The following is a 25,791-nucleotide window of genomic DNA, read 5'->3' on the forward strand; positions in this document are numbered from 1 at the left end:
CATGAAATTAAGCAGTTTATTTGCACTTACGCCTATCGCGTTTGCATTGTCGGTAAATGCGCAAACTACGCAAAACGATACGGTAGAAGTTAAAGAAGCAGACGTAGAAAAAATTCGTATTGTTGGCGTTCGTCAAAACCGTGTAAGCCGCGGTGCAACGGGCTTAACCATGGAAATTAGCGAAACACCTCAGTCTATTAGCATTCTGTCTGAAGACTTAATGCAGTCGTTTGGTGCGTTTAACATTAACGATGCGCTAAAGCTTGCGCCGGGTATTAACGTAGAAGAGTGGGAAACTAACCGTACTAACTACACCGCCCGTGGTTTTGAAATTAAAAACACGCAAATAGACGGTGTTGGCCTGCCGAACGACTGGGGTATTGTTACCGGTTCTGTAGAAGCTTACGGTTATGAAGAAATTGAGGTTATTCGTGGTGCCAACGGCCTGCTAACCGGTGTGGGTAATGCGTCGGGTACCATTAACTATGTGCGCAAACGTCCAACGAATGAAGAGGGCGGTGAAATTGGCGCAAGCATTGGCTCGTATAACTTCAAGCGCGTACAGGGCGACTATTCAATGCTGCTTACTGAAGACGGCAGCTGGGCAGCCCGCGTAGTAGCAAGCGTTGAAGATAAAGAGTCGCACTTAGATGGCCTGGAAAACGATCGCAGCTTTGTGTACGGTGTTATCGACGGCCAGTTAACCGACAACGCTACCGTAACCTTTGGGTTGTCTTATCAAGATGCTAATACCGACGGCAACACCTGGGGCGGGCTAGTATTTAACTATACCGATGGCACCCAAGCCGAGTGGGACATTAGTGATACCACAGCACAAGAGTGGTCGAAATGGGATACCGAAACTACCAATGCGTTTGTAGAGCTAGACTACGTGTTCGATAACGATTGGCAGTTACTACTTAGCTATAACTACCGCGACTTTGAAGATCAAAGCAAACTGTTTTACGCCTACGGCGCAATTGATAAAGACACTGGCTTAGGCCTTGTTGGCTGGCCGGGTCGTTACGACTCAGAGCGCGATTCTCATCTTGTTGAAGGTCGTGTGTTTGGTGATTTTTCGCTGTTTGGCCGCAATCATGAAGTTAACTTTGGGGTAAGCCACGCTACTAGCGATGACGTGTCTTTTGTTCACGCATTTGATTACGCTGCAACTCCTGCCTATGGCCCAACGCCTGCGTTTCCTTATGCGCTTGATGCCATTGCCGAGCCAGATTGGTTAGCTGCTGCTGAGTATTCAAACATTGAGCAAAACCTAACCCGTTACTTCGGTTCTGCGCGTTTTAGCGTTACCGATGCAATGCATGTTATTGCTGGCTTTAACGCTATTGATTTTGAGCGTACAGGGCAAAACGCTGGCGCGGTTATCGATAACTCAGAAAGCGAAGCCAGCCCTTATGTTGGTGCTACTTACGCAATCACTGAAGATGTGAACGCGTACGTAAGTTATTCAGACGTGTACCAGCCGCAAGAACAGTACGACATTAACGGCCAGTACCTAGACCCTACCAAAGGTCAAAACTTTGAAGCGGGCGTGAAAGCCCAATGGTTCGATGACCGTTTGTTAACCACGTTTGCTTACTTTACTGCAGAGCAAGATAATTTGGCGGCTTACGCAGGCACCAACCCAGACACGCTTCAGTACTACTACAAAGGCGTGTCGGTAGAGTCTGACGGTTTTGAAATTGAAGTCGCCGGGCAGGTCACCGATGCACTGCGTGTTAATGCGTCTTACACCGCTATCGACGTAGAAGACGAGCAAGGTAACGATGCTAACCTATGGGCACCCCGTGACGTAGTAACCTTCCAGCTAGCGTACACAGTGCCACAAGCACCAGAGGTGGAAGTAGGCTTTGGTGGTCGCTGGCAGTCTGAAATAAGCAATGTGGATTATAACGTTGAACAAGGTGCGTATTTCTTGGGTAATGTGTATGCATCACGCGCGTTTACTGAAGATCTTACCGTTCGCATGAACATCAATAATATCTTTGATAAGAAGTACATCAATAGCCTTCACACCGTAGGTTACTACGGCGCAGGCATTAACGCCCAGCTAAGTGCTTCGTATAGCTTTTAATTAGACGCGCGTCATGAACGAATAAAGGCGCGCAGCACTGACAATAATCCTGAAAACTACCCTTCAGTAATTCTTACTCTTATAACACCAAGCCACTGCCTTGATTAAAATTAGGGCAGTGGCTAGTGTGTTTAATCTGCTTTTATAAGCGCTGCATGTTGTTGTGTGCGGCGTTTTCTTGACTCTCCTTAATAACAAAGCGTTCTCTTATCCTAAAGGCTAATATAATATTCGTCTAATGAGTGATAATTATCTCGCAAAGGTGTATTTTTTAGTTGATCTATTCTAATTTAGATGTGCATATTAGTTTGGTTGTATCACATTTTATTCAACAACCGCTAATAAGCGTTGCCTACGCCAATAATAAAAATAATCAAAAAACTTAAAACACTTAAAAACCACAAGTCTTGAAGGAGAAACACATTGGATCAAGGTAACTTCCCTAAGGGGAAAAAACTTAATCGAATAACCTCAGCCATTATTGCTAGTTCATTACCGTTTTTTGCGGCAATGTCAGCGCCTACTTTTGCACAAGAAGCAGAAGAAAAAGCAGAAGATTTTGAAAATATCATTGTAACGGGTACACGCATGAGCAACCGCTCTGCAGCCGACTCGCCAGTGCCGGTAGACGTAATTACGGGTGAGGAATTTCGCCAGAACTCGTCAAGTGACGTACAAGATATGTTGCGTACAAATGTACCGTCGTTCGATGTAAACACCCAGCCAATTAGCGATGCGGCTACCATTGTGCGCCCGGCTAACATGCGCGGCCTGTCGCCAGATAACGTGTTGGTACTGGTAAACGGTAAGCGCCGTCACCGTGGCTCTATTATCTCTTTCTTAGGTGGTGGTATTTCTGATGGGGCGCAGGGTGTTGATATTTCGGCAATTCCTTCGCTAGCTTTAAAACAAGTAGAGGTACTGCGTGACGGTGCATCGTCACAGTACGGTTCAGATGCTATCGCCGGCGTACTTAACTTCTTACTTCGCGATAACGACGAAGGGTTTGAGTTCCGCGCTAACTACGGCTCTACCTATGAAGGCGATGGCGACAACTACACCATTTCAGCCAACGCCGGTTTCTCGCTAGGTGCAGACGGCTTTGTGAATATCACAGGTGAAATTCGTGATGTTGAAGGTACCGTGCGCTCAGTAGTGCGTGACGACGTACAAGGTATGGTTGATGCGGGCTATTTAGCTCAGTCAGATTTTTCTACCATCAACACCTATACCAATGAAGTGCCACAGTATTGGGGCCAGCCAGACGTAGAAGACGACTATAAAGTTTTTATTAACTCAGCGTACGAGCTAAACGACAAAGCTGAACTATACCTATTTGGTAACTACGGTAAACGTACGGTTACCGGTGGTTTCTTCTACCGTAACCCGGTAACTGAAGGCAGCCAGCGCGGCGGTGTATATGCAGGCCCTCTGGTTGACCCACTAACCGGTTTAGAAGATCCAGACGGCGTACACTCAGTACTTGTTGGTGACCTTGATGGCGTTGGCGTAGGTGGAAGCTGTATCGACGGTATTCCAATTGGCGGTAATGGTAATGTATTCCCAGATCCAACTTTCCTAGCGCAAGTACAGGCAGACGATAACTGTTTCTCGTTCATTGAAACTATTCCAACGGGCTTTGTACCTCGCTTTGGTGGCGACAACGAAGACATGGCGTTTACCGTAGGTGTGCGTGGTGACTTAGAAATTGGTAACGGTTTAGGTTACGACTTCAGTGCACAGCGTGGCTCGAACCGCACAGATTTCTTCATTAAGAACACAATTAACGCCTCTTTAGGCCCAGCAACGCCGCGCGACTTTGTACCAGGTGGTCAAGAGCAAACTGAAACACTAGTTAACCTTAACTTTGTGTACGGTGTTGATGTAGGTTTAGCGTCTGACTTGAACGTTGCGTTTGGTGCAGAATACCGTAAAGAAGAGTTTGATTTGTTTGCGGGTGATGAAGCGTCTTATGCGCTTGGCCCACTAGCAAGCCAAGGCTTCTCATCTAGCTCGAACGGTTTTGGTGGTTTTCCTCGTGATACTAGCTCGTCACAAGACAGTAACGCGGTCTATATTGACTTGGAAGCTGACGTAACAGACCAACTAACCTTGCAAGCAGCGCTGCGTCGTGAAGACTTCAGTGAGTTTGGTGATACTACCGACTTTAAACTGGCCGGTATTTTCCACGTAACGGACGACTTCCGTTTACGCGGTGCATACTCAACCGGTTTCCACGCGCCAACAGCGGGCCAGGCAAGCATTACTAACGTTACCACGCAAAACGTGAATGGTGTGCTAATTGACCAAGGTACACTGCCATTATCATCGGCGGCAGGTCAGCTAGCGGCTGACTTCATTGAAAGCCAAGGCAACGGTCGTCCAGACCTAGGGCCAGAGGAAGCAGTGAACTTCTCACTCGGTGCATCAATTGATGTGGCAGATATGAGCTGGACCATCGACTTCTACAACATTGAAATGGAAAACCGTGTTGCACTAGGTGCTAACGTAAACTTCTTGGATGCGCTTAACTTCGCCGGTGGCGGTACCGACTACGCAACCGTATCTGAAGCGCTTACCGAGCTTGATGCATCGGGCATTATCGACCGTTCAGACTTTATCGGCTTAGACGACCTATCACAGTTCCGTTTCTTCTCGAACAGCTTCGACACCACTACACGCGGTATCGACATTGTAGGTAACTACAGCTTCGATTTATGGGAAGGAAATTCACGTATTACGCTAGCGGCGAACTACAACGAAACCGAAGTAGACGATGTAGGCACGCTTAACCCAATCGGCGAAGGCCGTGTTGCTGCAATTGAAGACTTACTGCCAAACCTTCGCGGTAATATTTCTTGGACGCACACGCAAGGCGCACTTCGCACCCTAGTTCGCGCTAACTACTACGGTGGTTGGGACGACACGGGTAACGGTGTAGATGGTATTGATGCGGCTATTTTGATAGACGTAGAAGCCAAATACTCTTATAGCGAAAACCTTGATCTTGTTGTTGGTGTGAACAACCTGTTCGACGAATACCCAGAAGAAAACCCAAGCGCAGGAAGCTTAGGTCAGCTTTACTCAGAAGCTAGTCCGTTTGGTTTCAATGGTGGTATGTGGTACGTGCAGGCACGTTATACTTACTAAGTCATTTTTAGCCAGATAAAACGCTAACTAATTAGTTTATAAACAAAATTGAATACCGCTTCTTGTTATAAGAAGCGGTATTTTTTTGACTAAAATTTATCCAAGTGCTAGCTTGAGAAATGTACAAGTAAAACAACGAGGATGTTAATTGTGATAAACCTACGTAAATACGGGCTTCATGCCATAAAAACAGCTGCGCTTTCGCTAGCGCTTGCAGCAAGCTTTCAAGTAACTGCGCAAAACGATAAAGAACGCGTTGAAAAAATTGAAGTATTTGGCCAAAAGACCACACCGCAATTAAAGAAAGCTTTCGATAATCAGCGCTTCGAATTCCTAGAACTTTACAACAGTATCAATGACGTCGCAAAGTTCGATGTTATCTGCAAGTATGAAAAGCCCATTGGTAGCAAAATTGCTCGCAAGAGTTGCGAGCCCCGCTATGTGAAAGACTTTCGCGCAATGAAGATTCAAGCTTCTTCTACAGGCCCAGGTATCGACTTTAATCGCTTACCTAGCGATGACGATATTCGCTTTCTTACTAACGACACGCGAGAAGAAGCTTTTGAGCATGTTGCAGCATTAGTTGCAACACACCCGGAACTGTTCGACAGCTTCAGCAAGCTAGACGCGCTACATCAGCGCATTAAGCAGCGCAAAGAAGACAACTAGTTTTTTAGGTCCTTCTGACCTATAAAAAATGCGGCATTAAGCCGCATTTTTTGTGTTAGTTTTTGCTACTGATACTTTTTAAGCTCTAGGCGCGATACCATACCTTTGTGTACTTCGTCAGGGCCATCAGCTAAGCGAAGGGCTCTTGCGCCAGCCGCAAAGCGTGCTAGTGGGAAATCGCTACACATACCTGCGCCGCCGTGAATTTGCAGTGCCATATCCACTACGCTTTGTAGCATGTTTGGCACAACCACTTTGATGGCTGAGATCTCTGTCATAGCGTGTTTAACGCCTAAATTATCTATCTTCCACGCCGCGTGAAGGGTAAGCAAACGCGCTTGCTCGATTGCCATGCGAGCATCCGCCACACGCTCTAAGTTACCACCTAAGCGGATGATAGGCTTACCAAAGGCAACCCGTTCATGGCCGCGTTTGAGCGCAAGCTCTAATGCTTTTTCGGCCATTCCGATAGCACGCATGCAGTGGTGAATACGACCCGGGCCCAGGCGACCTTGTGCTATCGCAAACCCTTTGCCTAAACCCATTATAATGTTGTCTTTACTTACACGAACATTATCAAAGTGCATTTCGCCATGGCCGTAAGGCGCATCGTAATCGCCGTAGGCATCTAGCATACGCTTTATTGTAATTCCTGGTGTGTCTAGCGGCACTATCACCATACTATGGCGGCTGTGCTTGTCGTTATCTGGGTTTGATAAACCCATGAAAATAGTAAATGCCGCGTTAGGGTGGCCTAAGCCTGTCGACCACCATTTCTTGCCGTTAATAACGACGTCGTCACCATCTTCAATGATGGTGGCGGCCATGTTGGTAGCATCAGACGATGCAACATCAGGTTCGGTCATGCCAAACACCGAGCGGATCTCGCCAGCCAGTAAGGGTGTTAGCCACGTTTCTTTTTGTGCATCGCTACCAAAGTGATACAGCACTTCCATGTTGCCGGTATCAGGCGCATTACAGTTGAAGATTTCCGGGGCAAACAAGTATTTACCCATGCGTTCAGCCATTGGCGCATATTCAAGTGTGGTTAGCCCCTGACCTAGTTCAGCATCTGGCAGAAATAAATTCGCCAAGCCTGCTTCACGTGCTTTGGCTTTTAGTGCCTCGGTGCCAGGATGTAGCTTCCAGTTTTTCCAATCGCCGTGGTTATTTTCTTTATGATGAAAGTCGTAAACTTCATTTTCAATTGGCGCTATATGTTCAGCAATGAAGTTATCAAGTTTTTCTAATAAGGCTTTGGTTTTGTCGTTATGTGAGAAATCCATAGGGTACCTTTATCTTTATATTGTTCGCTTTAGTTTGTAATGCTTATCAGCAGCGTATTTAGGCTTTGCATCACATGGTTATTTGCTTGTAAAGAGCGCACTAAATTCATGTTCCTTAGCTATCGATGAACGTGTGCGAAAGTGCTTTGTTAGCTTCATATTAGAGAAACTTGCTCAGTGAATGAAATGAAATATAATCCTTAAGTGGTGTGAATTTTATTCATGGTTTGGCCAATGCTTGAAGACAGACAATTTGAAAAACTCGATTTGAATTTGCTGAAGGTGTTTGAAGCCCTTTGGCAGCATAGAAACATGACCCGGGTGGCTGAAGCGCTGCACATTACGCCGTCGGCAGTTAGCCATTCCATGCGCAGGTTTCGGGATATTTTAGGCGACCCGCTTTTTGTAAAAGAAAAAAAAAGTATGCTGCCCACCGCAGCCTGCGAACGGTTAGCTCCCGCTATATTGCAAGCCTTGAGCGATATTCGAAAAGCGCTAGGGGAGTTTGCTGACTTCAACCCATTACACAGCCATCAGCGTTTTGTAATCGCCATGCAAGAATCGTTAGAATTAGGTGTGTTGCCAGTTTTACTCTCTACCCTTGAAAAGCAGGCGCCTAATATCGAAATAGTAAGCACTCGCTTACATCGTGACAGCATGCTGGCTGATTTAAGCAACCGAAACCTTCACTTAGTTATTGATATTGGCCGCGCCGTTGCAGCACCCATTTCCCATTCTCTCTTACGTCGTGATACCTACAAGGTGCTTATGAATAAGCAAAACCCCTTGGCGCAGAATTTAGATAAGAAAAAGTACGTGGCTGCACGTCATATTACGGTATCTAACCGCGCTAAAGGCGCGTCGGTAGAAGAAATTGCACTGCAACAATTAGGCGTAAGTCGGCCCTCTTTATGGCGTTGCCAAAATTACCGCGCGGCAGCAGATGTGGTGGCTAACACTGAGGCTTTGTTAACCTTACCGGGTTCAGTAGCCGATGCAGTAAGCGACGATAACCTGATAAGCACTAAGCTGCCTTATCAAATACCTGCACTGGAAACGCACCTTTACTGGCATAGCCAGCAAGAAGGCGAGCCGGGGCTGATGTGGCTCCGCGATTTAATGCTACACTTGTTCGCTGAATCTGGTCTTACCAGATAGGTTCTGATAGGATTTGGCGTAATTATAAGTTCTAACCCGCTGCCAGTAGAAAATGGGTTTAATACGCTATGTAGCCGTGTATCGAAAAGCGCCTAGAGAACGAATGCACAGTTGCAGCAGTTGTCACTGTTGGTAAGCTCGCACGTACTGGTGAACAGGAAGCAGTAATGAAAATTCATACATTATCAGGCTACATACAGCATATTTATCTTGTTGAAGACAGCAACGGCTTGCTGTTGCTTGATGGCTGTAGCCGAGCCGACGTAGACAATGTATGCAAATACATTACGCAAACCTTGGGCCGACCGTTAACTGACTTAAAGCTTATTGTGGTCACCCACATGCACCCCGATCACGCAGGTGGCGCTATTAAGTTGCGTCAGCGCACAGGTGCGCAAGTGGCGTCTCATCCTAAAGCGGTTAATTGGTACGCTGGTTTTGCAGGGCGTACTGCTCACGGTATCGATTTGCTGTTAACTTGGTGGGTGGCAAATCGTATTGGCAAACCAAGAATGCCCATTTGGTATAACCCAATTTTAGCGCCAGACATGACGCTTAAAGACAACCAAACGTTGCCTGGTTTTCCCGACTGGCAAGTAATGTACACGCCGGGTCACACCGATCATGATTTAACCCTTGCGCACATTCCTACGCAGCAGGCCTACATTGCTGACGTGCTAGTGCAGGTAAAGGGCGAACTCGTTCCACCGTATCCGTTGTGTCACCCGAATCAATACCGTGAAAGCTTAAAAAAGCTGGCGCAGTCACAAATTGATACATTCTTTTGCGCACATGTACCGCCAACGAAAAAGTCGGATATTGATTTTGAGCATGTTATCGAGAATGCACCTCGCAAACCTAAGAACCACTGGCACTCCAGCAAAAATCGTATAAAGAAAAAGCTCTTCAATCAAACTCGCGAGCATTAACTTGCAGGCTAAGGGTAACCTGGCTTTGCCTGCTAAGTGGCGTGTTTAAATGGCACTGCCCTTGCTTTTAAACGTACAAAACCTCATTACTCTTATATCGCGAACTTTATATTAAAGTAAGTGCAGCCCCTCTCGGCACGTTATGTTTGTTGAGATAGGCTCAAAGGTATAGGAGCTGCAAAGGCAGAATATAAAACAATAATGCAGAAAAATATCGCTACGCTTTTTGACAAAACTCGGGAATTAGCGTCGCTAACTGGCGACAAGCTAAGTAGTGCGTTTAATAAAGAAACGCACCGATTCACCATTACTGGGCTAAGTCGAAGTGGTAAGTCCATGCTATTCACCAGCCTTATCACCATGCTGAAAAGCCGTAGTGAAGAGGGCTATGCGTGTTTGCCTTTGTTGCGATATTTACCGCCTTCCCACGTGCTTGATATGCACATAGCGCCTATCGAGGGCTATAAACCCTTTCCACATTTGCAGAATATTGCTGATCTTGAAAACGGCCAGTGGCCAAAAGCTACCGAAGAAGCGTTTGGCTTTAAGTTAGTGGTACGTTTAAAAGAAACGGCTTCGCCGAAGCGCCATGTTTTGCCTCATAGCGAAGTGGTGTTTGAGTTTATCGATTACCCAGGGGAATGGGTGACTGACATTCCTATGTTAAGTAAAACCTATGCCCATTGGTCAGACTCTGCGTGGGCGCAGCTTAGCAGCGGGCCGCAACAATATTTTGCCAGTCAGTGGAAAGCCTTTGTTAATCAGTTCGACTTTGAACAAGAACCTACAGAACAGCGCATTCAGCTGCTTGTTAACGCCTACCGTGATTATTTAGTTGAAGCTAAAGCGAACGGTATATCTTTGCTGCAGCCGGGCAGTTTCTTATTGGAGTCGAGCGACTTTGATTGGCAGGCTTTTGGCTTTACGCCGCTACCGTCTAGCATTACCAGCGACGTGTCGCACCCGTGGTTTAAAATATTTGATAAGCATTTTTCGAAGTTTCAAAGTGCTTGGCTAACGCCGTTGAAGCAGTCCATTTTTAAAGAGACGGATAAGCAAATTATTCTAGTGGACTTGTTTGAAGGGCTAAACCATAGCAGGCAGCATTTGTATCAGTTAAAGGAAACCTTAAGCCATTTGGCCGATACCTTTGTGTATGGGCAAAGTAATTGGTTTTCGCGCAATGTGCTGAAAAAAGAACAAATAGGCAAGGTGGCGTTTGTCGCCACTAAGTCTGACTTGGTGCCGGTAAATCAGCGCGGTAATTTACTTAATTTGCTTACCCAGATTACCGAAGGGGCCAGAGCCCGGTTCGATGGAAAACCTATCCAGTTCGAGCACTTTTTAGTGTCTAGCATGCAAGTCACTGACGACGGCAGCAATGAAGACGCTATTCGCTATAAAGACATTGATGGCCGTTACGTTGAATCTACGTTTGAACCCATTCCTAGCACACTAAAAGATATGGAAGAGGGCAGTCATTTCCCGGTACCAGATGTGAGTGTGCCCAGCGATTTCAAAGCACGTATTTTAGCGGGTAAGGGCGTGGACAGATTGCTTCAGTTTTTACTGGGCAAAGGAGAATAAGAATGAGCGATAAACCTTATACATTTGATGAAACCCCAGAGCCGTCTAGCGCGCCCAATGCCATCAGTTCGTCCAATATGAGCAGCTCATCTAATATAAGAAGCGACGCGCTTGATGGCGCGAATAGCGACCAGCAAGGTAATGCAGATACGCAATCTCAAAAAGCGTCTCAGGAAGACCAACAAACTAGTGGGGTAAATAGACCACAGTATAAAGCCAAGGTTAAAACGCAAACCTTAGATATTGCGCAGCCTGAAACCAAGCTTCCGCAGCAAGTCAGTGAAGACGTGTGGGAAGTAGGTGCGAAAAAAGATGGTATTTCGTTAGGTGCCGCAACCCTAGGGTTTGGTGTTGTGTCGCTAATTGGCTTTTTTGTTTTTGAAGCCTATACCACCCTTGCTGCGAACCTTTCTGAGCACCCCATAGGTACAGGTGTTTTGGGTGCGCTGCTAGTGGGGTTTGTTAGTTGCTTCAGCTTTTTAAGTTTTAAAGAATGGCGCGGCTATAAGCAAGTAAATACAGCGATGGAAGATGCTGGTGTTATCCGGGAATTGCTGGCAAACAAAGGAAATGAAACATCGCCGCAACAAATAGACCGCGTGTTAAGTCAGCACGGCAAACGCTTTTCTCGCGGTTCTTACGCGGCCCATTGTTTCGACCGTTACAAACAGCAATTCCAAGACGATATGACAGGGCCAGAACGACTAGGCCTGTACGAAGATACGGTATTGAAACCGGTGCAGGAAAAAGCACACAAGGTGTTGAACAAAGAGTCGGTAACGGCAGGAAGCCTGGCGTTTATTAGCCCCAACAACCTTATTCAAACCTTTGCAGTAATATGGATTAGCTTTCGCACCATTCGCCGTATGGCTCGAGTGTACGGGTTACGACCAAGCACAGCGGGTAACTGGAAGCTACTAAAAGTACTGGCACAAAATATTGCTGCGCAGGGCGTATTCGACCTAGCCACCGACGAAGTAGCCAACCAGATTGGCGGCAGTTTGTCAGCCAAGTTTATGGAAAACTCGGCTGAAGCCATAGCCGCTGGAGCGCTTAACGCCCGTTTAGGGCGGGCGTTGATCAAGCTGCTTAAATAGCACGTCTCGCCCAGTTGTTAGGCTGCGCTTGCAATTGTGCGCAGCCTAATGGTACCAGTCGCGCTCTAACGCGAAACCCTCAGGTTACTGCATTAACGTTATAGCGCCTTTTTGGTGGGCATAACCACGTTAGCAAAGATAAGCCCAGCCACTAGCGACATAAAGATCAGAAACACCTCTTGCCCTAAATGATCGGCCTTTACAAAGTCTTGGCCGGTCATAAACGAGTTCAAACCAATATAGGTTTTAGACCCCGGCACCAACACGATAAGCCCGTGCATAGCCACAATAGTTGCTGGCTGATTAGCTATGCGCGTAAACGCATTGGCAAAAATACCTAAGGCAAATGCACCCACAAACGCACCAAGCCCAGGGCTCATGTAATCTGAACTCCACGCGGTAGCGCTATAAGCAATAAACGCAGCAGCCAGTGCCCAAGGTATGTGCTTAATACGGGTTCTAAATATTGCAACTAGCGCAATACAAAGTAAAAACACAGCAAGCCAGGTAGCCCAGTAAGGCAGGGATTCAGCTGGGGTATACACGTTTTCACCAAACACACTGAAACCAACCGAAACACCTAAGAATGCACCGAAATACAGTTTAAATAGCTGCATTATGGCGTCCATTGTACGGGCTGTACCCGACACCATATTTCGCGATGAAAGCTCGGCTAAGCCCATCGTCAGCGCAAGCCCGGGCACAAATACAATGACGGAAGAAAGCACAACCAAAGGAATATTAATGCCCGGGTCAACGTACTGGCTTATGGCACAGGTTAAAATGCCGCCTACAAATGCGGTAACAGGCTCTAGCATTAGGTTTACGCGCTTCGAGCGCTCTGCCCATAACGTCCACAAATAGGCCACAATTCCCAGCGCAGCAGACCAACCTATTTCGCTCCAGCTTGCACCCATTAGCATAGCGAATGCGCCGGTGGCCATGGCAAATGCCGTACCGGTAGATAGTTTACCGTAGGGGCTGCCCATCGCATCTATTTCATTTAGGCGCTTATCGGCTTCTGCTAGCGAAAGGTTTCCCGATAGTAGCTCGCTGGCTAATTCATCGGTTAGCGACAGCGCATTCATATCTAAATCGCCTGGCTGCAATCGCGCCGAGTGGTTGTATTCGTCTTCGTGACGGTCGCTCCAGATAACGAAAGTAAGCGAGGTTGGAGTAGAGATAAAAGAGGCATGTACGCCTAAATACTCAGCCACGTCGCCAAGGTAGGCCTCTAGCCGAAATGCAGGCGTACCGTATTTGTGAAGCATTTTTCCAAGCTTCACAATAAATTTTCGAATTTGAATAAATTCAAAAGTATCCAACGCCAATTCCTTAACTTCTGATAAATGTAATATGGGATAAATAAGACGAAAAAGCCAGACGCTTAAAAATAGCGTCTGGCTAAAATTTGGGCGGATTCTACGGAGGGTTTTACATGAAAGCAAAACAAATTTTTTATTTGTTTTGCCTTAAAAAAACTAATGTTTGATGGGGTGTAAATCAGCGCTCTAATTACGCATTGACCATTAGTAGGCACCCAGTATGGTAAGCCTAAACGCGTACTTCAAATGACATCCAATCCTTCCAAACAGGTTCTAGGCCTTTTCTAGCAATTGCGTTTACCACGTCTGGCACCGAACGGTTGTCGTCTATATCAAACTGATTTAATGCCTGTGAAGGTTCGCTATAGCCGCCCGGCTGCGTTTGGGAAGCTGCACTCATTGATGTTATCCCCAGCGGCATTACGCCGTCTCTAAATGCGGCCGATTCACGGGTAGAAAGCGATAGTTCAGCTTGTGGATTAAACAATCGGTGGGCGCAAATCAGCTGAAGCAAGTCACGTTCGTTAGGTAGCTTGCTATTGGTAAGCGTGCTACCGCCAGTATTGTTACCCTCACAACTTCGAAGCCTAGGAAAGGCAATGGACACGCGGCTTTGCCAATAGTGCTGCTGTATTAATTTGCCGTGAAGGGCGGTCATAGCACTATCAACCCGCCAGTCGCCTAACCCAAGTAGCGCACCTATCCCTATTTTATCTATACCGGCTTGCCCTATGCGATCGCTGGCTTCTAAGCGCCATAAAAAATCCTGTTTTTTACCCCGGGTGTGGTAGTTGGCGTAGTGCTGGGGTGAATAGGTTTCTTGATATACTAAGACAGCATCTAAACCTTGGTGTTTCAGGGTTTCGTATTGCTCCCTTTTTAGCGGCTGCACCTCCATCATAAGGTAGCTTACCTTGTCGCGAATGGCGCTAAGGGTTTGCTCAAAATAGTCTATGCCCACTTTGGTTTCGTGTTCGCCCGTTACCAGTAACACCTGAGAAAAGCCCATATCTTTAATAGCTTCAATCTCGGTAAGCACTTCACTTATAGATAGAGTTTTGCGCTTTATCTTGTTGCTCATGGTAAAGCCGCAATAGGTACACTCGTTGGCACATAGGTTCGACAGGTACAAAGGCACGAATAGCTGCATGGTATTGCCAAAGCGATGACGGGTTAGCGCCTGCGCGCGACTTGCCATGGCTTCCAGATAATGTGAGCCGGCAGGTGAGATCAGCGCCATAAAGTCATCGAGTGTAAGTGTATTGGCGTTTAACGCTCGCTCTACGTTACTCGCGGTTTTACTGTTAATTGACATAGCTAGATGAGCTAAGTCTTGCTGCATTAGCGCTTGTGCTACCTTCATACCGCTGGCTCCAAAAAGGCAGTAAGTGGGCTTGATGCCTGCGCAAAGTTGCTGGTTGCCCCTAGTCCTGCTTCAAACGCTTTTCGGCCTGTATCTACCGCACTTGCAAAGGCAGCTGCCATGGCAACAGGGTTTTGGGCAGTGGCAATAGCTGTATTTACCAATACCCCATCTACGCCCATTTCCATTGCTGCCATGGCTTCACTAGGCTTGCCAATACCTGCATCTACAATGACCGGAATAGAGGCTTGTTCAACAATAATTTGCAAAAAAGGCTTAGTTTGTAAGCCTTGATTACTGCCTATAGGAGCGCCTAACGGCATAACAGCTGCGCAGCCTACTTCTTCTAAACGTTTACACAAAACGGGGTCTGCGCCGCAGTAGGGCAGAACGTGAAACCCTTTCTTTACTAGAACTTCAGCGGCCAGCAAGGTTTCTATGGGGTCGGGCAGCAGGTAGCGCTGGTCAGGGTGAATTTCCAGTTTTATCCATGGGCTACCTAGCGCTTCATAAGAAAGCTCTGCTGCAAATATGGCTTCTTGGGCACTTTTCGCCCCCGAAGTATTAGGCAGTAAAGTAACCCCTAATTCCCGAAGCGCCGTTAGCGTATCGTCTTGCGCGCTATTACTCGCCACGCGCTTCATTGCCAGGGTAACAATGTTACTTTGTGCAGCGGCCACCGCGTCTTTCATAGTGGCGGCGTTGCTGAACTTTCCTGTACCGGTTAAAAGACGTGATGAAAAAGTGTGGTTTGCAAGCGTTAGCATATTAGCCTCCTGCAACTAGGGTGAAGATATCAACGGTGTCGTTATCTTTAAGATAAGTGGTCGGCCATTCTGTTTTACTTACTATGGCAGCATTCCTAGCAATGGCGGTACCGTCGTCATTCAGTTGTTTAAGGGCGATTAACTCGCTAAGTGAGATGGGCGAGATCACGTTCATAGGTTGATTGTTTACGTTTACTTTAATTTGCGTCATTGCACACCTCGCAAGTAGAAGAGGGGGGTAATGCAAAGCTTTGTAGCGAACCATGGCCTGCATTCCCAGTTAGGTAGTGGCCCCACTTGATATCGGCTTGGAAACCTTTTGCTAAAAACAACAAAGCTTGTGTTGCCTGATGACAAGCAGCCATACCAACAACAGGGCCAAGTACGCCTTTGCTCAGGCAGTCTTCACGCACGGAAACCATGTTTACTAGGCACTCGTAACAACCGCACGAGTTTGAGTTTTGCGGCAAATTCAGTGCTTGCCAAGTTAGTCCGCTAGCAGCCGCAATAAAAAGCGGAATAGATGCACGGTAAGTCGCTGTATTAATCTGGCGCCTTACCGTAATGTTGTCGGTGCAATCCAGTACACAAGTCGCAGGCGAAATTAAAGTTGGTAAGTTGTTACTATCAGCAAAGAGGCTTTTATATTGGATGTTTAGATGAGAGTTAACTTTGCGAAGCTCGTTATAAAGTGACTTGGCTTTAAGCTCGCCTAAGTGCATTTCGTTGTAGCTAACCTGGCGCTGCAAGTTACTGATATCAACCGTATCGCCATCTACCAGAGTAATATTGCCAACACCTGCACCGGCTAAATAGCGGGCGGTTAAGCTTCCTAGACCGCCCAGCCCCACAACCACAGCGTGTGCGTTCGCTAAATTAAGCTGGCCGTTGTGAGCGATACAGTCGAGTAAAAGCTGCCTGCTGTAACGTTGTATGTCTTGGTGCTCAAGCAAACCCCGCCTCCTGAACCAATGCTTGGTAGGCTTCCAGCGGATGCTCCGAATGTGTAATGGCACTGACCACGGCAATACCGTCAACACCGGTTTCGGCCACGTCACTTATACGCGATAAGTTAATACCGCCAATGGCAACGGTGGGTATGCCTTCACATAGCTTCACATATTTTGCCAATCGCTCTATACCCTGGGGTTTAGACGGCATGTCTTTGGTATTGGTTGGAAAGATATGACCAAGGGCAATATAAGAAGGGTTTAGTGCGCGAACCCGCTGAATCTCAGCGAATCCATGAGTTGAAATGCCCAGTCTTAGTCCTGCATTGCGAATGGCGTTTAAATCTGCAGTGTCGAGATCTCCTTGACCTAGATGTACGCCATAAGCCCCTAGCTCTATGGCTAGCTCCCAGTAGTCGTTAATAAATAACTGACAATTGGTGTGTTCCACTAACTCAATGGCCTCTTTTATCTGTTGGCGAATGTCTTGTTGTGACCCTTCCTTCACCCTTAGCTGAATGGTTTTTACGCCCGTTGGCCAAAGCCTCGCTATCCACTGAACGCTATCTACTACGGGGTATATGCCTAGGTTCGTATGAGTGAGTGTAGGGAAACGGGCTACATTACCTAGCACACTTTCTGAGGGGAGGTCGCTGTTCGACAAATTCTCTAGGCACAAATCTTTATTGTGAAAAACAGCGCTACCTTGACGAAAGTTTACCTTTGGAAAACTTATAGCGTTGGCGGGAAAACCGTTAGTTCGCGGGAAGTACGTGGGCAAATTAGCCCCATGACTATACGCCTTAGCGCTATCAGTATGAGGCTCGTAAAGGGTCTTTCGCCTTACTTCACACACATAGGCATTTGCTAGAGTGAGCGCATCTTCTATGCAATAGTCGTGAACGATAAATGCTGCAATTGCACTTGCTAACATGCAGCCAGTGCCCCGAAGTTTACCGTTATTGATTATCGGCTGACTAAAGTGAAGGGTGTGCGAGGCACAAACAAAGGTGTCATATGCCTGAGTCTGCCATTCGGCGTGGCCGCCTTTGACGTAAACACTCTTTGCCCCTTTTCCTATTAGCCGGTTTATTGCTGACGCTAAGCTGGTATCGTCGTTTACCGGCAAATTAGACAGCCAAGCGAGCTCGTCGATATTTGGGGTAACCAAATCAACCGTGTTCAGCAACTCGTCAACAACGCTTTCGCTTAAGTCGCTTAACATACCGCCAGATGAAGAAGCCTGCACAGGGTCCCATATCACAAACGGGCGAGGCTTTATTAACGACTGAATACGTGCGCAAAGTAAAAGTGCTTGCTCATCGTTTGCGATAGCGCCAATTTTAATAGCGTGTGGTGGCGTATCTTCGTAAAGCACTTGCCACTGCTGGTTTAACGCAGATGCACTCATGCTTTCTGTACTAAGCAGATGCTGGTTTGATTGCACAGTAAATTGTGTGGTGAGCACACAGGCATGGGCACTTAAATCGGCAAGCGTGATGACGTCGCGAGTTATACCAGCGCCACCGCTTGAATCAACGCCGCCTATACACCATACCACCGGCAGCCTTGCGCTAGGTGGCTCTAGTATGGGTGTGGTTAGGTGGCTGTTTGTCATGGCAGCTCTACCTTGCTATCTGCAGTGTGATAAAGCTCAGCGCCCGATTGATTAAACGCATCAGCCATGTCTTTCATGCCTTTTTCTTTCTCGAACTCTTGGGTTTCAGCTTGTTTAGCGACATCACGTACCTCTTGAGAAATTTTCATGCTACAGAATTTTGGTCCGCACATAGAGCAAAAGTGCGCAACTTTGCCAGAGGCCTGCGGCAAGGTTTCATCGTGATAAGCGCGCGCAGTGTGGGGGTCTAATGCAAGGTTAAACTGATCTTCCCATCTAAACTCGAAGCGTGCTTTCGACATAGCATTGTCGCGTATTTGCGCGCCGGGGTGGCCCTTCGCTAAGTCGGCAGCGTGAGCCGCTATTTTGTACGTGATAAGCCCCTGTTTAACGTCTTCTTTGTTAGGTAAACCCAAATGCTCTTTCGGTGTTACGTAGCACAGCATTGCGCAGCCGTACCAACCAATCATGGCGGCACCAATGCCGGATGTGAAGTGGTCGTAGCCCGGTGCGATATCGGTAGTTAAGGGGCCAAGGGTATAGAAAGGCGCTTCATGGCAGTGCTTTAATTGCTCTTCCATGTTCTTTTTAATCATGTGCATGGGTACGTGGCCCGGGCCTTCAATCATTACTTGAACATCGTATTCCCACGCAATTTTGGTTAGTTCACCAAGGGTACGTAATTCAGAGAACTGCGCATCATCGTTAGCGTCAGCCACGCTACCTGGGCGCAAACCGTCACCTAGCGATAGCGCGACATCGTATTTCGCGCAAATTTCGCAAATATCGTGGAAGTGCTCGTACAAAAAACTTTGCTGGTGGTGACTTAAACACCACTTCGCCATGATGGAGCCGCCGCGAGATACAATACCTGTAACTCGCTTTGCGGTAAGGTGAACGTATTCAAGCAGCACGCCGGCGTGAATGGTGAAGTAGTCTACCCCTTGCTCGGCCTGCTCAATCAGCGTGTCTTTAAACATTTCCCAGGTTAAGTCTTCAGCCACACCATTTACTTTTTCTAGTGCTTGGTAAATAGGTACAGTGCCAAGAGGTACCGGGCTATTACGCAGCAGCCACTCGCGGGTTTCGTGAATATTTCTGCCGGTAGATAAGTCCATGATGGTATCGGCGCCCCAGCGCGTTGACCACACCAGCTTTTCTACCTCTTCTTCAATAGATGAGGTGACTGCCGAATTGCCAATGTTGGCGTTAATTTTCACCAAGAAGTTGCGGCCGATAATCATTGGCTCTAATTCGGGGTGATTGATGTTACACGGAATGATGGCGCGGCCTGCGGCTACTTCTTGGCGTACAAATTCAGGCGTGATGGTATCGGGCAAACTCGCGCCGAAGTGCTCACCTTTGTGTTGCTGCGTTAGTTCGGCATCTTTAATGGCTTGGCGGCCCATGTTTTCGCGAATGGCAATGTATTCCATTTCAGGGGTAACAATGCCCTTTCTGGCGTAGTGCAGTTGCGTTACGTTTTTACCCGCTTTCGCTTTTAGTGGTTTGCGGCTGCGAATAAAGCGAAAATCTTCAGTAAAAATGTCGTTTTCACGTTCTTTTGCAAAGCTTGATGATACGCCTTGTAGTTCGAACGTATCGCTGCGCTCTTCAATCCACTTTTGACGAAGTGGGCTTAAGCCTTTGTGAACATCTATGTTCTCTTGTGGGTCGCCGTAGGGACCCGAGGTGTCATACACCGGAATAGGTGGGTTCGGCTCTAAGATAGGGTTTTCTTCGGTGCCACCGACTAGGCTGTCGTGCTGGTGGATAAGGCGCATGGCCACACGGATATCGTTGCGGCTGCCACACTCGTAGTGGCGTGTGGAATTGGGGTAAGCTTCGCCCGCTAGTTCATATATGAATTGCTGAGCTTGTTGGCGTTGTTCGCGTCTGTTCGACATAGCATTTTACCTTGTAAATTTAGGTTCTAAAAATGCTTGTCAGGAGTGAAGGAGAATACAGTGTGTAAGTGTTTGAAGGGGATAAGCCCGTTACTTTAGCGAGATTGTTGGTGAAGGTACTGGTGATTTCAGCACTTTACACCGTTGATATTCACTAGATGATAAACTTGAGCAGTTTACCTTGAGTAACTAGCAACACCGTAATGGGTTTGCCTGTACATCAACAGCAAAACAACTTCGCTTCACAATGTAAAACTACGGCTTAACATTGTGCACATTGTATTTTCTTGTTCCCTTCGCAGGTATTAGCCTGATCAGGTTCTACGGATCCCACTTTCGCGGTCTCAGCTTACTGGGTTACCAGTGAAGCACTCCGACAAGTTGTTTGAGTCAATTCGGGTTGTTGTTGAAACAACCCGAATTGAGAATTCCTTTTTACTATATCTTCAACTTTAGTTGAAATACAAGTACTACCAGAAAGCTAAACGAATATTCATTTAGCTAGCTAGTTGCTGTCCTTCCTTGTAAAGCTGAAGGGCGGTAGCTGTGTCATGCTTGCGTTCACTAATGGCAGATAGCAGCAATAAGTCTTCTTTGCGCGACTGCATTTTTGTGGCTTTAAGCAGCGCTTTTTCCGCCAACACATCATCGCCCGAGTTGAACGCCACTTGGCCTAGCGTGGAATATAGCGACACGTTTTCTTCGTCTTGCTTTATCCAGCTTTCAAGCAAACGTAGTGATGGCGATGCATCAGGAATATTAAGCTGCGTGAACAGTGGAAACAGAGCGCTGTTCGGCCCACGTTTTTGCCATTCAACTAGTAAATTTTGTGCGTCGGCATGCATGCCTTGGTCAAGCAATTGCTGAATATAAGCGGCGCGATAAGCGTCGTCGTGACGTAATTTGCGAGGCAAAGTGTCCCAATACGATTTAAGCTCAACGGCACCTTGCTTACTGGCAATTTCTGCAAACTTACCTTTAGCAATACGCTGGCTCCACGTGGTGTAATCAGCTTTAGGCAAAGCTTTACGCCAGCCTGATAAATTCTCTTGAAGCACTTGCCATTTACCTAGCTTGGCAAGAATTTGTGCTTTTAACTGCACAACTTGCTTGTTTTCGCGCTCTTGCTCGTCAAGTTCGTTAAGTTTTTCTAGTGCTGCATCAAACTTTTCTTCAGCAACATCAATGCGAGCATGCATTACTGTTGCGGCTATTTTGGCATTTGGAAAGTCGGTTGCCTGAACAAGGAAATAGCGGGCTTTGGCTAAATCGCCGTTGGCAAGTGCAATTTGCGCTGAGGCCAAGTAATTAACACCTTCGAAATCACCGTTGGTGGTTTTGCCTAACGCTTTTTGCGCCGAATCAAAATCACCAGCGGCCATAGCGTGTAAACCATCGTAAAAAGCGCGTTTACGCTTGCGCTCACCTAAAGTACCAAACCACTTGTGGGAGCCCGTTATCAGGCTTAACGCCCACACAACAAGTCTCGATAGTACATACCAAGCGATAACGGCACCAGTCACCAATATACAAAAACTGATCACGGTCATTTCAATGGCTGTACTGCCAAGAGAAATAAGCACGTAACCTTTATCGCCAAGTAGCATTGGTCCAACAATGAGTGCAACAACGAATGCGGCTAATACCGCAAGGGCAATAGCTAACCATTTCATAGTGCGCTTGCTCCTTGTCCGAACACTTGCTTAACGCGGTTGTCCAGTAAACGCTCTAGCGGTTTTTGTGACGCTAGCTCTGTTGGAATAGGGCGCGATATATCTGTGGCAATCAGGTTTTGTAATGCGTCGACAAAGCCAGTTACTTGGCTTTTTTCAGTATCGTATTTTTCAATAAGCAGCGTTTGTGCGTACTGAAGCGATTGGCTGTAAAGCCCTGCATCGCCCTGAAGCGCGGCCGTTTGTGCGTGCATAAGCTGCAGGCGAAGCTGCTCTTTCGCTAAGAACTGTGCTTCTAGTGAAAGTACCGGCTCAACAGGACCTTCAATGGATTTAACGGTAAGAAAATCGTTAACCAATGAGCGCCATACTTTTGCTAAGTTGTCCTGCCAATCGTCAGCCGACTCAGACAAGGTGGTGTCTTCTGCGTTAGCATCTTCAGGTTGTTCGAAGGTATCCAATGGCAGTTTATCGATTTGCGCGATCATGCCAGTCAGGGCGAGCGCCACTGAGCTTTGCGACACAGGGTTTAGCTGCTGTAGCGTTTGAATGTCTTCAGCTAGGCTAGCGCGAACGGGTAGTACCGACGGGTCAGCCAATGATTTTAAACGCTTATCTGCATTAACCAATAGCAAAATTGCTGTGCGAACATCGTTTTCCAGCCAAAGCTTTCTGCCCGCCATACGAACTAAATAGTCAGCTTCTGCAATTAGCCAGTCGGCTGGGCGGCGACCTTCCATATTGTTTAGCTGTTGAAGGGTAGACTCGGCCTGTAGGCTAAGCTTTTCATTTTGTGCTTTAAGCTCAGTTACCGTGCCTTGCAGTGCTTCATTCGTTCGCGACACGGCTTCTAAAGACGCTAAAATGTCACTACGCTCGCGCTCAATACTGTTTAATTTCGCGGTATTGCTTTGCTGTGCGTTGGCGGAATCTGCGCTGGCCGATTGCTGCTGCATATAATACCAGTAACCTGCGCCAGCCATACCTAACACGGCCAACAATAAGATGATAACGACGAACCACAACAGACCATTGCCTGACGATTTCTTTTGCTTAGCGCTAGATTCAGTCGATTCGCTCTGCGTGGCAGAAGACTCAATTACTTCTTTTTCAGCTTCCACTTTTACGAGTTCCTCTTTTTGTGGGCTATTTTCATTATTGTTGGCCATTCAATACTCCCAGTTATCCTTTACCCAAGCAATGAGTGCCTGATCGGTGGCTCGCTGACAAACCGCTACTTCCTTAATGCCTTTGCTGTTAAGGGTCAGGGCGATGCGATCACTCACTGTTAACCATTTAAAAGTTAATAGCGCATGACCAAATTGTTCTATCAGTTGCAGTGCCATTGCTTCGCTTGTAGCGATAATGCCGCTAACTTCGCCCATTTTCCACCGTTTTGTGTAAACTGGGCGTGCAAGTTGCTCTCTTTTATAAACGCAAAAGCTATTTACTAAAATACCTTTTTCGTCTAATCCTTTTGCTATGGCTTCTCGCCCACCTTCACCTTTAATAATAACGACATGCTGACAGTTTGCCTCATTAAGCTGATGCATTGCCAGTATACCTTCGGATGTATGGACCTTTGGAGTAACAACATTCGCCGAAGAAAACGTTTCAAGGCCAGCCTGCAGTTTGCGCGCAGTGGCATCACCAACGGCAATAATCAAAGGGAGTGGGGTGGCTGTGTCACGCAGCCCCGAAATAACACTATTCACAGCGTATACGCTGGTAACAATAATTGCGTTTACTGTATTTAAGGCTAAATACTCTGCAGCGGCTTTTTGTTCAGAAGAGATTTTAATAATGTCAGAAGTGGCTACCCCTACCGCATTGATGCCTGCTTGCTCGAAAGCCGAAGCACTCGCTTTCAGTTTTGGCAGTGGACGCGTGAAAAGAAGCATTTTATCTAACTCTCATCCTTTTAAGTTTGTTGCGCATTTCTACGTGCATAGGAATGCGCGCTTCTACTAAATATAACTTAGTTATAAAGTGCTTTAAGGATTTCCCCAGCACCTTGCGCTAAAAGCGCTTCAGCCACTTCAATGCCTATATCCGTCGCTTTTTCGCGCGACGCTGTAGCTGACGCAAACAACAGTTCAGAGCCATCTGGTTTGCCAACCATACCCGTTAAGGTTAGTACGTCGCCGTCTAGGGTAGCAAAGCTACCGATAGGTACTTGGCAGCCTCCTTCCAGTCTTTCGTTCATAGCGCGTTCTGCGGTAACCCGGCTGTTGGTGTCTGCATGATTCAGAGCCTGTAGCAACTTAATTAGCTCTTCGTCGTCGTTACGGCATTCAATACCTACTGCACCTTGGCCTACAGCCGGCAGCGAAATGTCGGCAGGAAGCGGCATACGAATACGAGATTCCATTTCAAGGCGAATAAGACCCGCTGAGGCCAGGATAATGGCGTCATACTCACCGGCGTCGAGCTTGGCTAGGCGGGTGTTTACGTTACCGCGCAGGTCTTTAATGACAAGATCCGGTCGATATTTGCGAATTTGACACTGTCTGCGAAGGCTTGATGTGCCTACTATTGCGCCATGTGGTAACGCATCAAGGCTATCGTGGTCGTTAGATACAAAGGCGTCAAACGGGTTTTCGCGTTCACAAATAGCGTGCAGACCAAAACCTTCAGGAAACTCTACCGGTACGTCTTTCATTGAATGCACTGCAATATCAGCACGGCCTTCTAGCATGGCAATTTCTAATTCTTTAATGAACAGTCCTTTTCCGCCGATTTTAGCTAAGGGTGTGTCTAGAATTTTATCGCCCTGCGTACTCATAGGAACAAGCTCAACGGTCATTGATGGATAGTGCTCTATCAATTTTGCCTTCACATACTCTGCTTGCCAAAGCGCTAAAGCACTTTTTCTAGTAGCAATTCGAACGGTGCGGGTAGTGTTGAGATGACTCATGGCTATTCCAAACTCTGTAAAAAAAGAAACTTAAACGATGTAACACACAACGTCATACGAAGTACCCCGTAGTATACGCATTTTCTGTATTAATGTTTGAAATTAGACGCAGTTTTCTACTTTGCGATTAAGGAGGTATGCGTCTATGCTGTACGTGGACAAAATGTCCACTTAAGCATTCGAGGAGTAAAGTTGTAAGCATGGACAACACGCCGATAGGACAATTATTAAGAAACGCACAGCAAGACGAGGCTGAAGAAAAAAGGCGCAGATTGACGCTGTACTTCATTTCCTACGTCGGGGCTACCATTATGGCGTTCATGGCATGGCTTAATTGGGGTACGGACAACCCATTATTAGTAGGCGCTTTAGCTACCTCTGCTTCGGTGATTTATCTCAATGTTGCACTGTCACATATTTTTCCTAAAAGTGACGCTTTTTACTATGTCGCAGGGATTATCGTTTTATTTACTATTAATGCTCTGGTTTACACTGGAGGGTTGAATAGTACAGGGCTATATTTCATTTTCCCTCTGATATTTATTCAAATAATAGTCGTGCGATTCAAGCCAGCCATGGTCTATGTTGCGGTCACCATGGTGCTTGCCATTTATATGCTCTATAACCAAGACGTTATTGTTGCTAAATACTCTGATGAGCATGTTTCACGGTTCTTGATCGCTACATTTTGTTTTATTTGTGTTGCCTTTATTGGCGAAAATTTCTGGCACAAAAGCCGTAAAGAAATGCTACGTGAAAACTTAGAGCGGATGAGACAGGCAAACACTGACCCTCTCACCAAGTTGCCAAATAGACGATTTTTAGAAACCGTCTTTTTTGAACGGGCCATGAAAGATCCAGGTGCTTACTTCCCGTTAACCGCAGTGGTTGTAGATATAGACCACTTTAAGAAGATTAACGATACCTATGGGCATGATATCGGTGATGAGGTTCTAATCCACTTCACTAACATTATTAAAGGCGCTGTTAGAGCATCTGATATTGTTGCGCGCACCGGCGGAGAAGAGTTTTTAGTTCTCTTTCCTCTAGCGCCCTTGAGCCAAGGCGTAAAACTTGCGGAAAAAATGAGAAAAGTGGTTGAAGAAAGTCCATTTATAGAAGGGGATATCAATCACAAGATTACCGCCAGTTTTGGCGTGGCTACCGCACTTACCGATGACAAACTGCACGCTAGCTTAAAACAAGCCGACGACAAACTGTACAAAGCCAAAAATGGAGGCAGAAACCGCGTTGCTGAATAGCGCTACGTCTAACACCTTCTTCTTTTCGCCTTAATGCC

At 46.8% G+C, this 25,791-nt stretch carries 20 protein-coding genes and 1 riboswitch; of the genes, 8 read left to right on the forward strand and 12 right to left on the reverse strand.

Annotated elements, in window-relative coordinates; all coding sequences use genetic code 11:
* Position 1: 1 nt before the first annotated feature.
* From ACXAGV_RS14875 to ACXAGV_RS14885, 3 genes are all read left to right on the forward strand, one after another.
* Positions 2 to 2,095, forward strand: a complete 2,094-nt coding sequence (locus tag ACXAGV_RS14875; RefSeq protein ID WP_474873913.1) for a TonB-dependent siderophore receptor — start codon at positions 2 to 4, stop codon at positions 2,093 to 2,095.
* Between the two features lie 423 nt (positions 2,096 to 2,518).
* Positions 2,519 to 5,245 carry a TonB-dependent receptor plug domain-containing protein gene (locus ACXAGV_RS14880; RefSeq protein ID WP_474873914.1) on the forward strand — a complete coding sequence of 909 codons (2,727 nt, stop codon included), beginning with the start codon at positions 2,519 to 2,521 and terminating at the stop codon, positions 5,243 to 5,245.
* A 141-nt stretch (positions 5,246 to 5,386) separates the two neighbouring features.
* Positions 5,387 to 5,914, forward strand: coding sequence for a hypothetical protein (locus ACXAGV_RS14885; protein ID WP_474873915.1), 528 nt, complete (start codon positions 5,387 to 5,389; stop codon positions 5,912 to 5,914).
* A gap of 65 nt (positions 5,915 to 5,979) precedes the next feature.
* Here the strand turns inward: ACXAGV_RS14885 and ACXAGV_RS14890 are convergent, their stop codons facing one another.
* Positions 5,980 to 7,200 carry an acyl-CoA dehydrogenase family protein gene (locus ACXAGV_RS14890; RefSeq protein WP_474873916.1) on the reverse strand — a complete coding sequence of 407 codons (1,221 nt, stop codon included), beginning with the start codon at positions 7,198 to 7,200 and terminating at the stop codon, positions 5,980 to 5,982.
* Positions 7,201 to 7,422: 222 nt separating this feature from the next.
* Here ACXAGV_RS14890 and ACXAGV_RS14895 point away from each other — a divergent pair, with 222 nt between their 5' ends.
* From ACXAGV_RS14895 to ACXAGV_RS14910, 4 genes are all read left to right on the forward strand, one after another.
* On the forward strand, positions 7,423 to 8,358 hold the full coding sequence (locus ACXAGV_RS14895) for a LysR family transcriptional regulator (RefSeq protein WP_474873917.1): 936 nt from the start codon (positions 7,423 to 7,425) through the stop codon (positions 8,356 to 8,358).
* Positions 8,359 to 8,525: 167 nt separating this feature from the next.
* Positions 8,526 to 9,287: an MBL fold metallo-hydrolase gene (locus tag ACXAGV_RS14900; RefSeq protein ID WP_474873918.1), complete on the forward strand. Its 762-nt coding sequence runs from the start codon at positions 8,526 to 8,528 to the stop codon at positions 9,285 to 9,287.
* Positions 9,288 to 9,488: 201 nt separating this feature from the next.
* Complete coding sequence (locus tag ACXAGV_RS14905; protein ID WP_474873919.1) at positions 9,489 to 10,874, forward strand: YcjX family protein; 1,386 nt, start codon at positions 9,489 to 9,491, stop codon at positions 10,872 to 10,874.
* 2 nt (positions 10,875 to 10,876) lie between these two features.
* Positions 10,877 to 11,971, forward strand: coding sequence for a DUF697 domain-containing protein (locus tag ACXAGV_RS14910; protein WP_474873920.1), 1,095 nt, complete (start codon positions 10,877 to 10,879; stop codon positions 11,969 to 11,971).
* 98 nt (positions 11,972 to 12,069) lie between these two features.
* Here ACXAGV_RS14910 and ACXAGV_RS14915 read toward each other — a convergent pair whose 3' ends face one another.
* The 11 genes from ACXAGV_RS14915 to hemC all read right to left on the reverse strand — a co-directional run bounded on the left by ACXAGV_RS14915 (position 12,070) and on the right by hemC (position 24,491).
* Complete coding sequence (locus ACXAGV_RS14915; RefSeq protein WP_474873921.1) at positions 12,070 to 13,296, reverse strand: threonine/serine exporter family protein; 1,227 nt, start codon at positions 13,294 to 13,296, stop codon at positions 12,070 to 12,072.
* Between the two features lie 229 nt (positions 13,297 to 13,525).
* Positions 13,526 to 14,659 carry a 2-iminoacetate synthase ThiH gene (gene thiH, locus ACXAGV_RS14920; protein ID WP_474873922.1) on the reverse strand — a complete coding sequence of 378 codons (1,134 nt, stop codon included), beginning with the start codon at positions 14,657 to 14,659 and terminating at the stop codon, positions 13,526 to 13,528.
* On the reverse strand, positions 14,656 to 15,426 hold the full coding sequence (locus ACXAGV_RS14925; RefSeq protein ID WP_474873923.1) for a thiazole synthase: 771 nt from the start codon (positions 15,424 to 15,426) through the stop codon (positions 14,656 to 14,658). The genes thiH and ACXAGV_RS14925 overlap by 4 nt, the downstream gene beginning before the upstream one ends.
* A gap of 1 nt (position 15,427) precedes the next feature.
* Positions 15,428 to 15,637, reverse strand: a complete 210-nt coding sequence (gene thiS, locus ACXAGV_RS14930; protein ID WP_474802998.1) for a sulfur carrier protein ThiS — start codon at positions 15,635 to 15,637, stop codon at positions 15,428 to 15,430.
* On the reverse strand, positions 15,624 to 16,379 hold the full coding sequence (locus ACXAGV_RS14935) for a HesA/MoeB/ThiF family protein (protein ID WP_474873924.1): 756 nt from the start codon (positions 16,377 to 16,379) through the stop codon (positions 15,624 to 15,626). Before ACXAGV_RS14935 ends, thiS begins: the two co-directional genes overlap by 14 nt.
* Complete coding sequence (thiE, locus tag ACXAGV_RS14940) at positions 16,372 to 17,994, reverse strand: thiamine phosphate synthase (protein WP_474873925.1); 1,623 nt, start codon at positions 17,992 to 17,994, stop codon at positions 16,372 to 16,374. The genes ACXAGV_RS14935 and thiE overlap by 8 nt, the downstream gene beginning before the upstream one ends.
* On the reverse strand, positions 17,991 to 19,901 hold the full coding sequence (gene thiC, locus ACXAGV_RS14945; RefSeq protein WP_474873926.1) for a phosphomethylpyrimidine synthase ThiC: 1,911 nt from the start codon (positions 19,899 to 19,901) through the stop codon (positions 17,991 to 17,993). Before thiC ends, thiE begins: the two co-directional genes overlap by 4 nt.
* 274 nt (positions 19,902 to 20,175) lie before the next feature.
* Positions 20,176 to 20,287: riboswitch (TPP riboswitch) on the reverse strand.
* A 111-nt stretch (positions 20,288 to 20,398) separates the two neighbouring features.
* Positions 20,399 to 21,574 (reverse strand): heme biosynthesis HemY N-terminal domain-containing protein, encoded by a 1,176-nt coding sequence (locus ACXAGV_RS14950; protein WP_474873927.1) that lies wholly within the window; start codon positions 21,572 to 21,574, stop codon positions 20,399 to 20,401.
* The gene (locus ACXAGV_RS14955) at positions 21,571 to 22,743 is read right to left on the reverse strand and encodes a uroporphyrinogen-III C-methyltransferase (RefSeq protein WP_474873928.1); all 1,173 of its coding nucleotides are present in this window, start codon (positions 22,741 to 22,743) and stop codon (positions 21,571 to 21,573) included. The genes ACXAGV_RS14950 and ACXAGV_RS14955 overlap by 4 nt, the downstream gene beginning before the upstream one ends.
* Positions 22,744 to 23,475, reverse strand: a complete 732-nt coding sequence (locus ACXAGV_RS14960; protein WP_474873929.1) for a uroporphyrinogen-III synthase — start codon at positions 23,473 to 23,475, stop codon at positions 22,744 to 22,746.
* A 77-nt stretch (positions 23,476 to 23,552) separates the two neighbouring features.
* Positions 23,553 to 24,491 (reverse strand): hydroxymethylbilane synthase, encoded by a 939-nt coding sequence (gene hemC, locus ACXAGV_RS14965; RefSeq protein ID WP_474873930.1) that lies wholly within the window; start codon positions 24,489 to 24,491, stop codon positions 23,553 to 23,555.
* 200 nt (positions 24,492 to 24,691) lie between these two features.
* Here hemC and ACXAGV_RS14970 point away from each other — a divergent pair, with 200 nt between their 5' ends.
* Positions 24,692 to 25,753 (forward strand): GGDEF domain-containing protein, encoded by a 1,062-nt coding sequence (locus ACXAGV_RS14970; protein WP_474873931.1) that lies wholly within the window; start codon positions 24,692 to 24,694, stop codon positions 25,751 to 25,753.
* The last annotated feature ends 38 nt before the right edge of the window (positions 25,754 to 25,791 follow it).

The organism is Alteromonas sp. ABH4_453 (assembly GCF_056160665.1).

Coding starts and splice junctions, on each gene's coding strand:
- ACXAGV_RS14875 (WP_474873913.1), top strand. CDS start 2: ATGAAATTAAGCAGTTTATTTGCACTTACGCCTATCGCGTTTGCATTG.
- ACXAGV_RS14885 (WP_474873915.1), top strand. CDS start 5,387: ATGTTAATTGTGATAAACCTACGTAAATACGGGCTTCATGCCATAAAA.
- ACXAGV_RS14890 (WP_474873916.1), bottom strand. CDS start 7,200: ATGGATTTCTCACATAACGACAAAACCAAAGCCTTATTAGAAAAACTT.
- ACXAGV_RS14895 (WP_474873917.1), top strand. CDS start 7,423: ATGGTTTGGCCAATGCTTGAAGACAGACAATTTGAAAAACTCGATTTG.
- ACXAGV_RS14900 (WP_474873918.1), top strand. CDS start 8,526: ATGAAAATTCATACATTATCAGGCTACATACAGCATATTTATCTTGTT.
- ACXAGV_RS14905 (WP_474873919.1), top strand. CDS start 9,489: ATGCAGAAAAATATCGCTACGCTTTTTGACAAAACTCGGGAATTAGCG.
- ACXAGV_RS14910 (WP_474873920.1), top strand. CDS start 10,877: ATGAGCGATAAACCTTATACATTTGATGAAACCCCAGAGCCGTCTAGC.
- thiH (WP_474873922.1), bottom strand. CDS start 14,659: ATGAAGGTAGCACAAGCGCTAATGCAGCAAGACTTAGCTCATCTAGCT.
- ACXAGV_RS14925 (WP_474873923.1), bottom strand. CDS start 15,426: ATGCTAACGCTTGCAAACCACACTTTTTCATCACGTCTTTTAACCGGT.
- thiS (WP_474802998.1), bottom strand. CDS start 15,637: ATGACGCAAATTAAAGTAAACGTAAACAATCAACCTATGAACGTGATC.
- thiE (WP_474873925.1), bottom strand. CDS start 17,994: ATGACAAACAGCCACCTAACCACACCCATACTAGAGCCACCTAGCGCA.
- thiC (WP_474873926.1), bottom strand. CDS start 19,901: ATGTCGAACAGACGCGAACAACGCCAACAAGCTCAGCAATTCATATAT.
- ACXAGV_RS14950 (WP_474873927.1), bottom strand. CDS start 21,574: ATGAAATGGTTAGCTATTGCCCTTGCGGTATTAGCCGCATTCGTTGTT.
- ACXAGV_RS14955 (WP_474873928.1), bottom strand. CDS start 22,743: ATGGCCAACAATAATGAAAATAGCCCACAAAAAGAGGAACTCGTAAAA.
- ACXAGV_RS14960 (WP_474873929.1), bottom strand. CDS start 23,475: ATGCTTCTTTTCACGCGTCCACTGCCAAAACTGAAAGCGAGTGCTTCG.
- hemC (WP_474873930.1), bottom strand. CDS start 24,491: ATGAGTCATCTCAACACTACCCGCACCGTTCGAATTGCTACTAGAAAA.
- ACXAGV_RS14970 (WP_474873931.1), top strand. CDS start 24,692: ATGGACAACACGCCGATAGGACAATTATTAAGAAACGCACAGCAAGAC.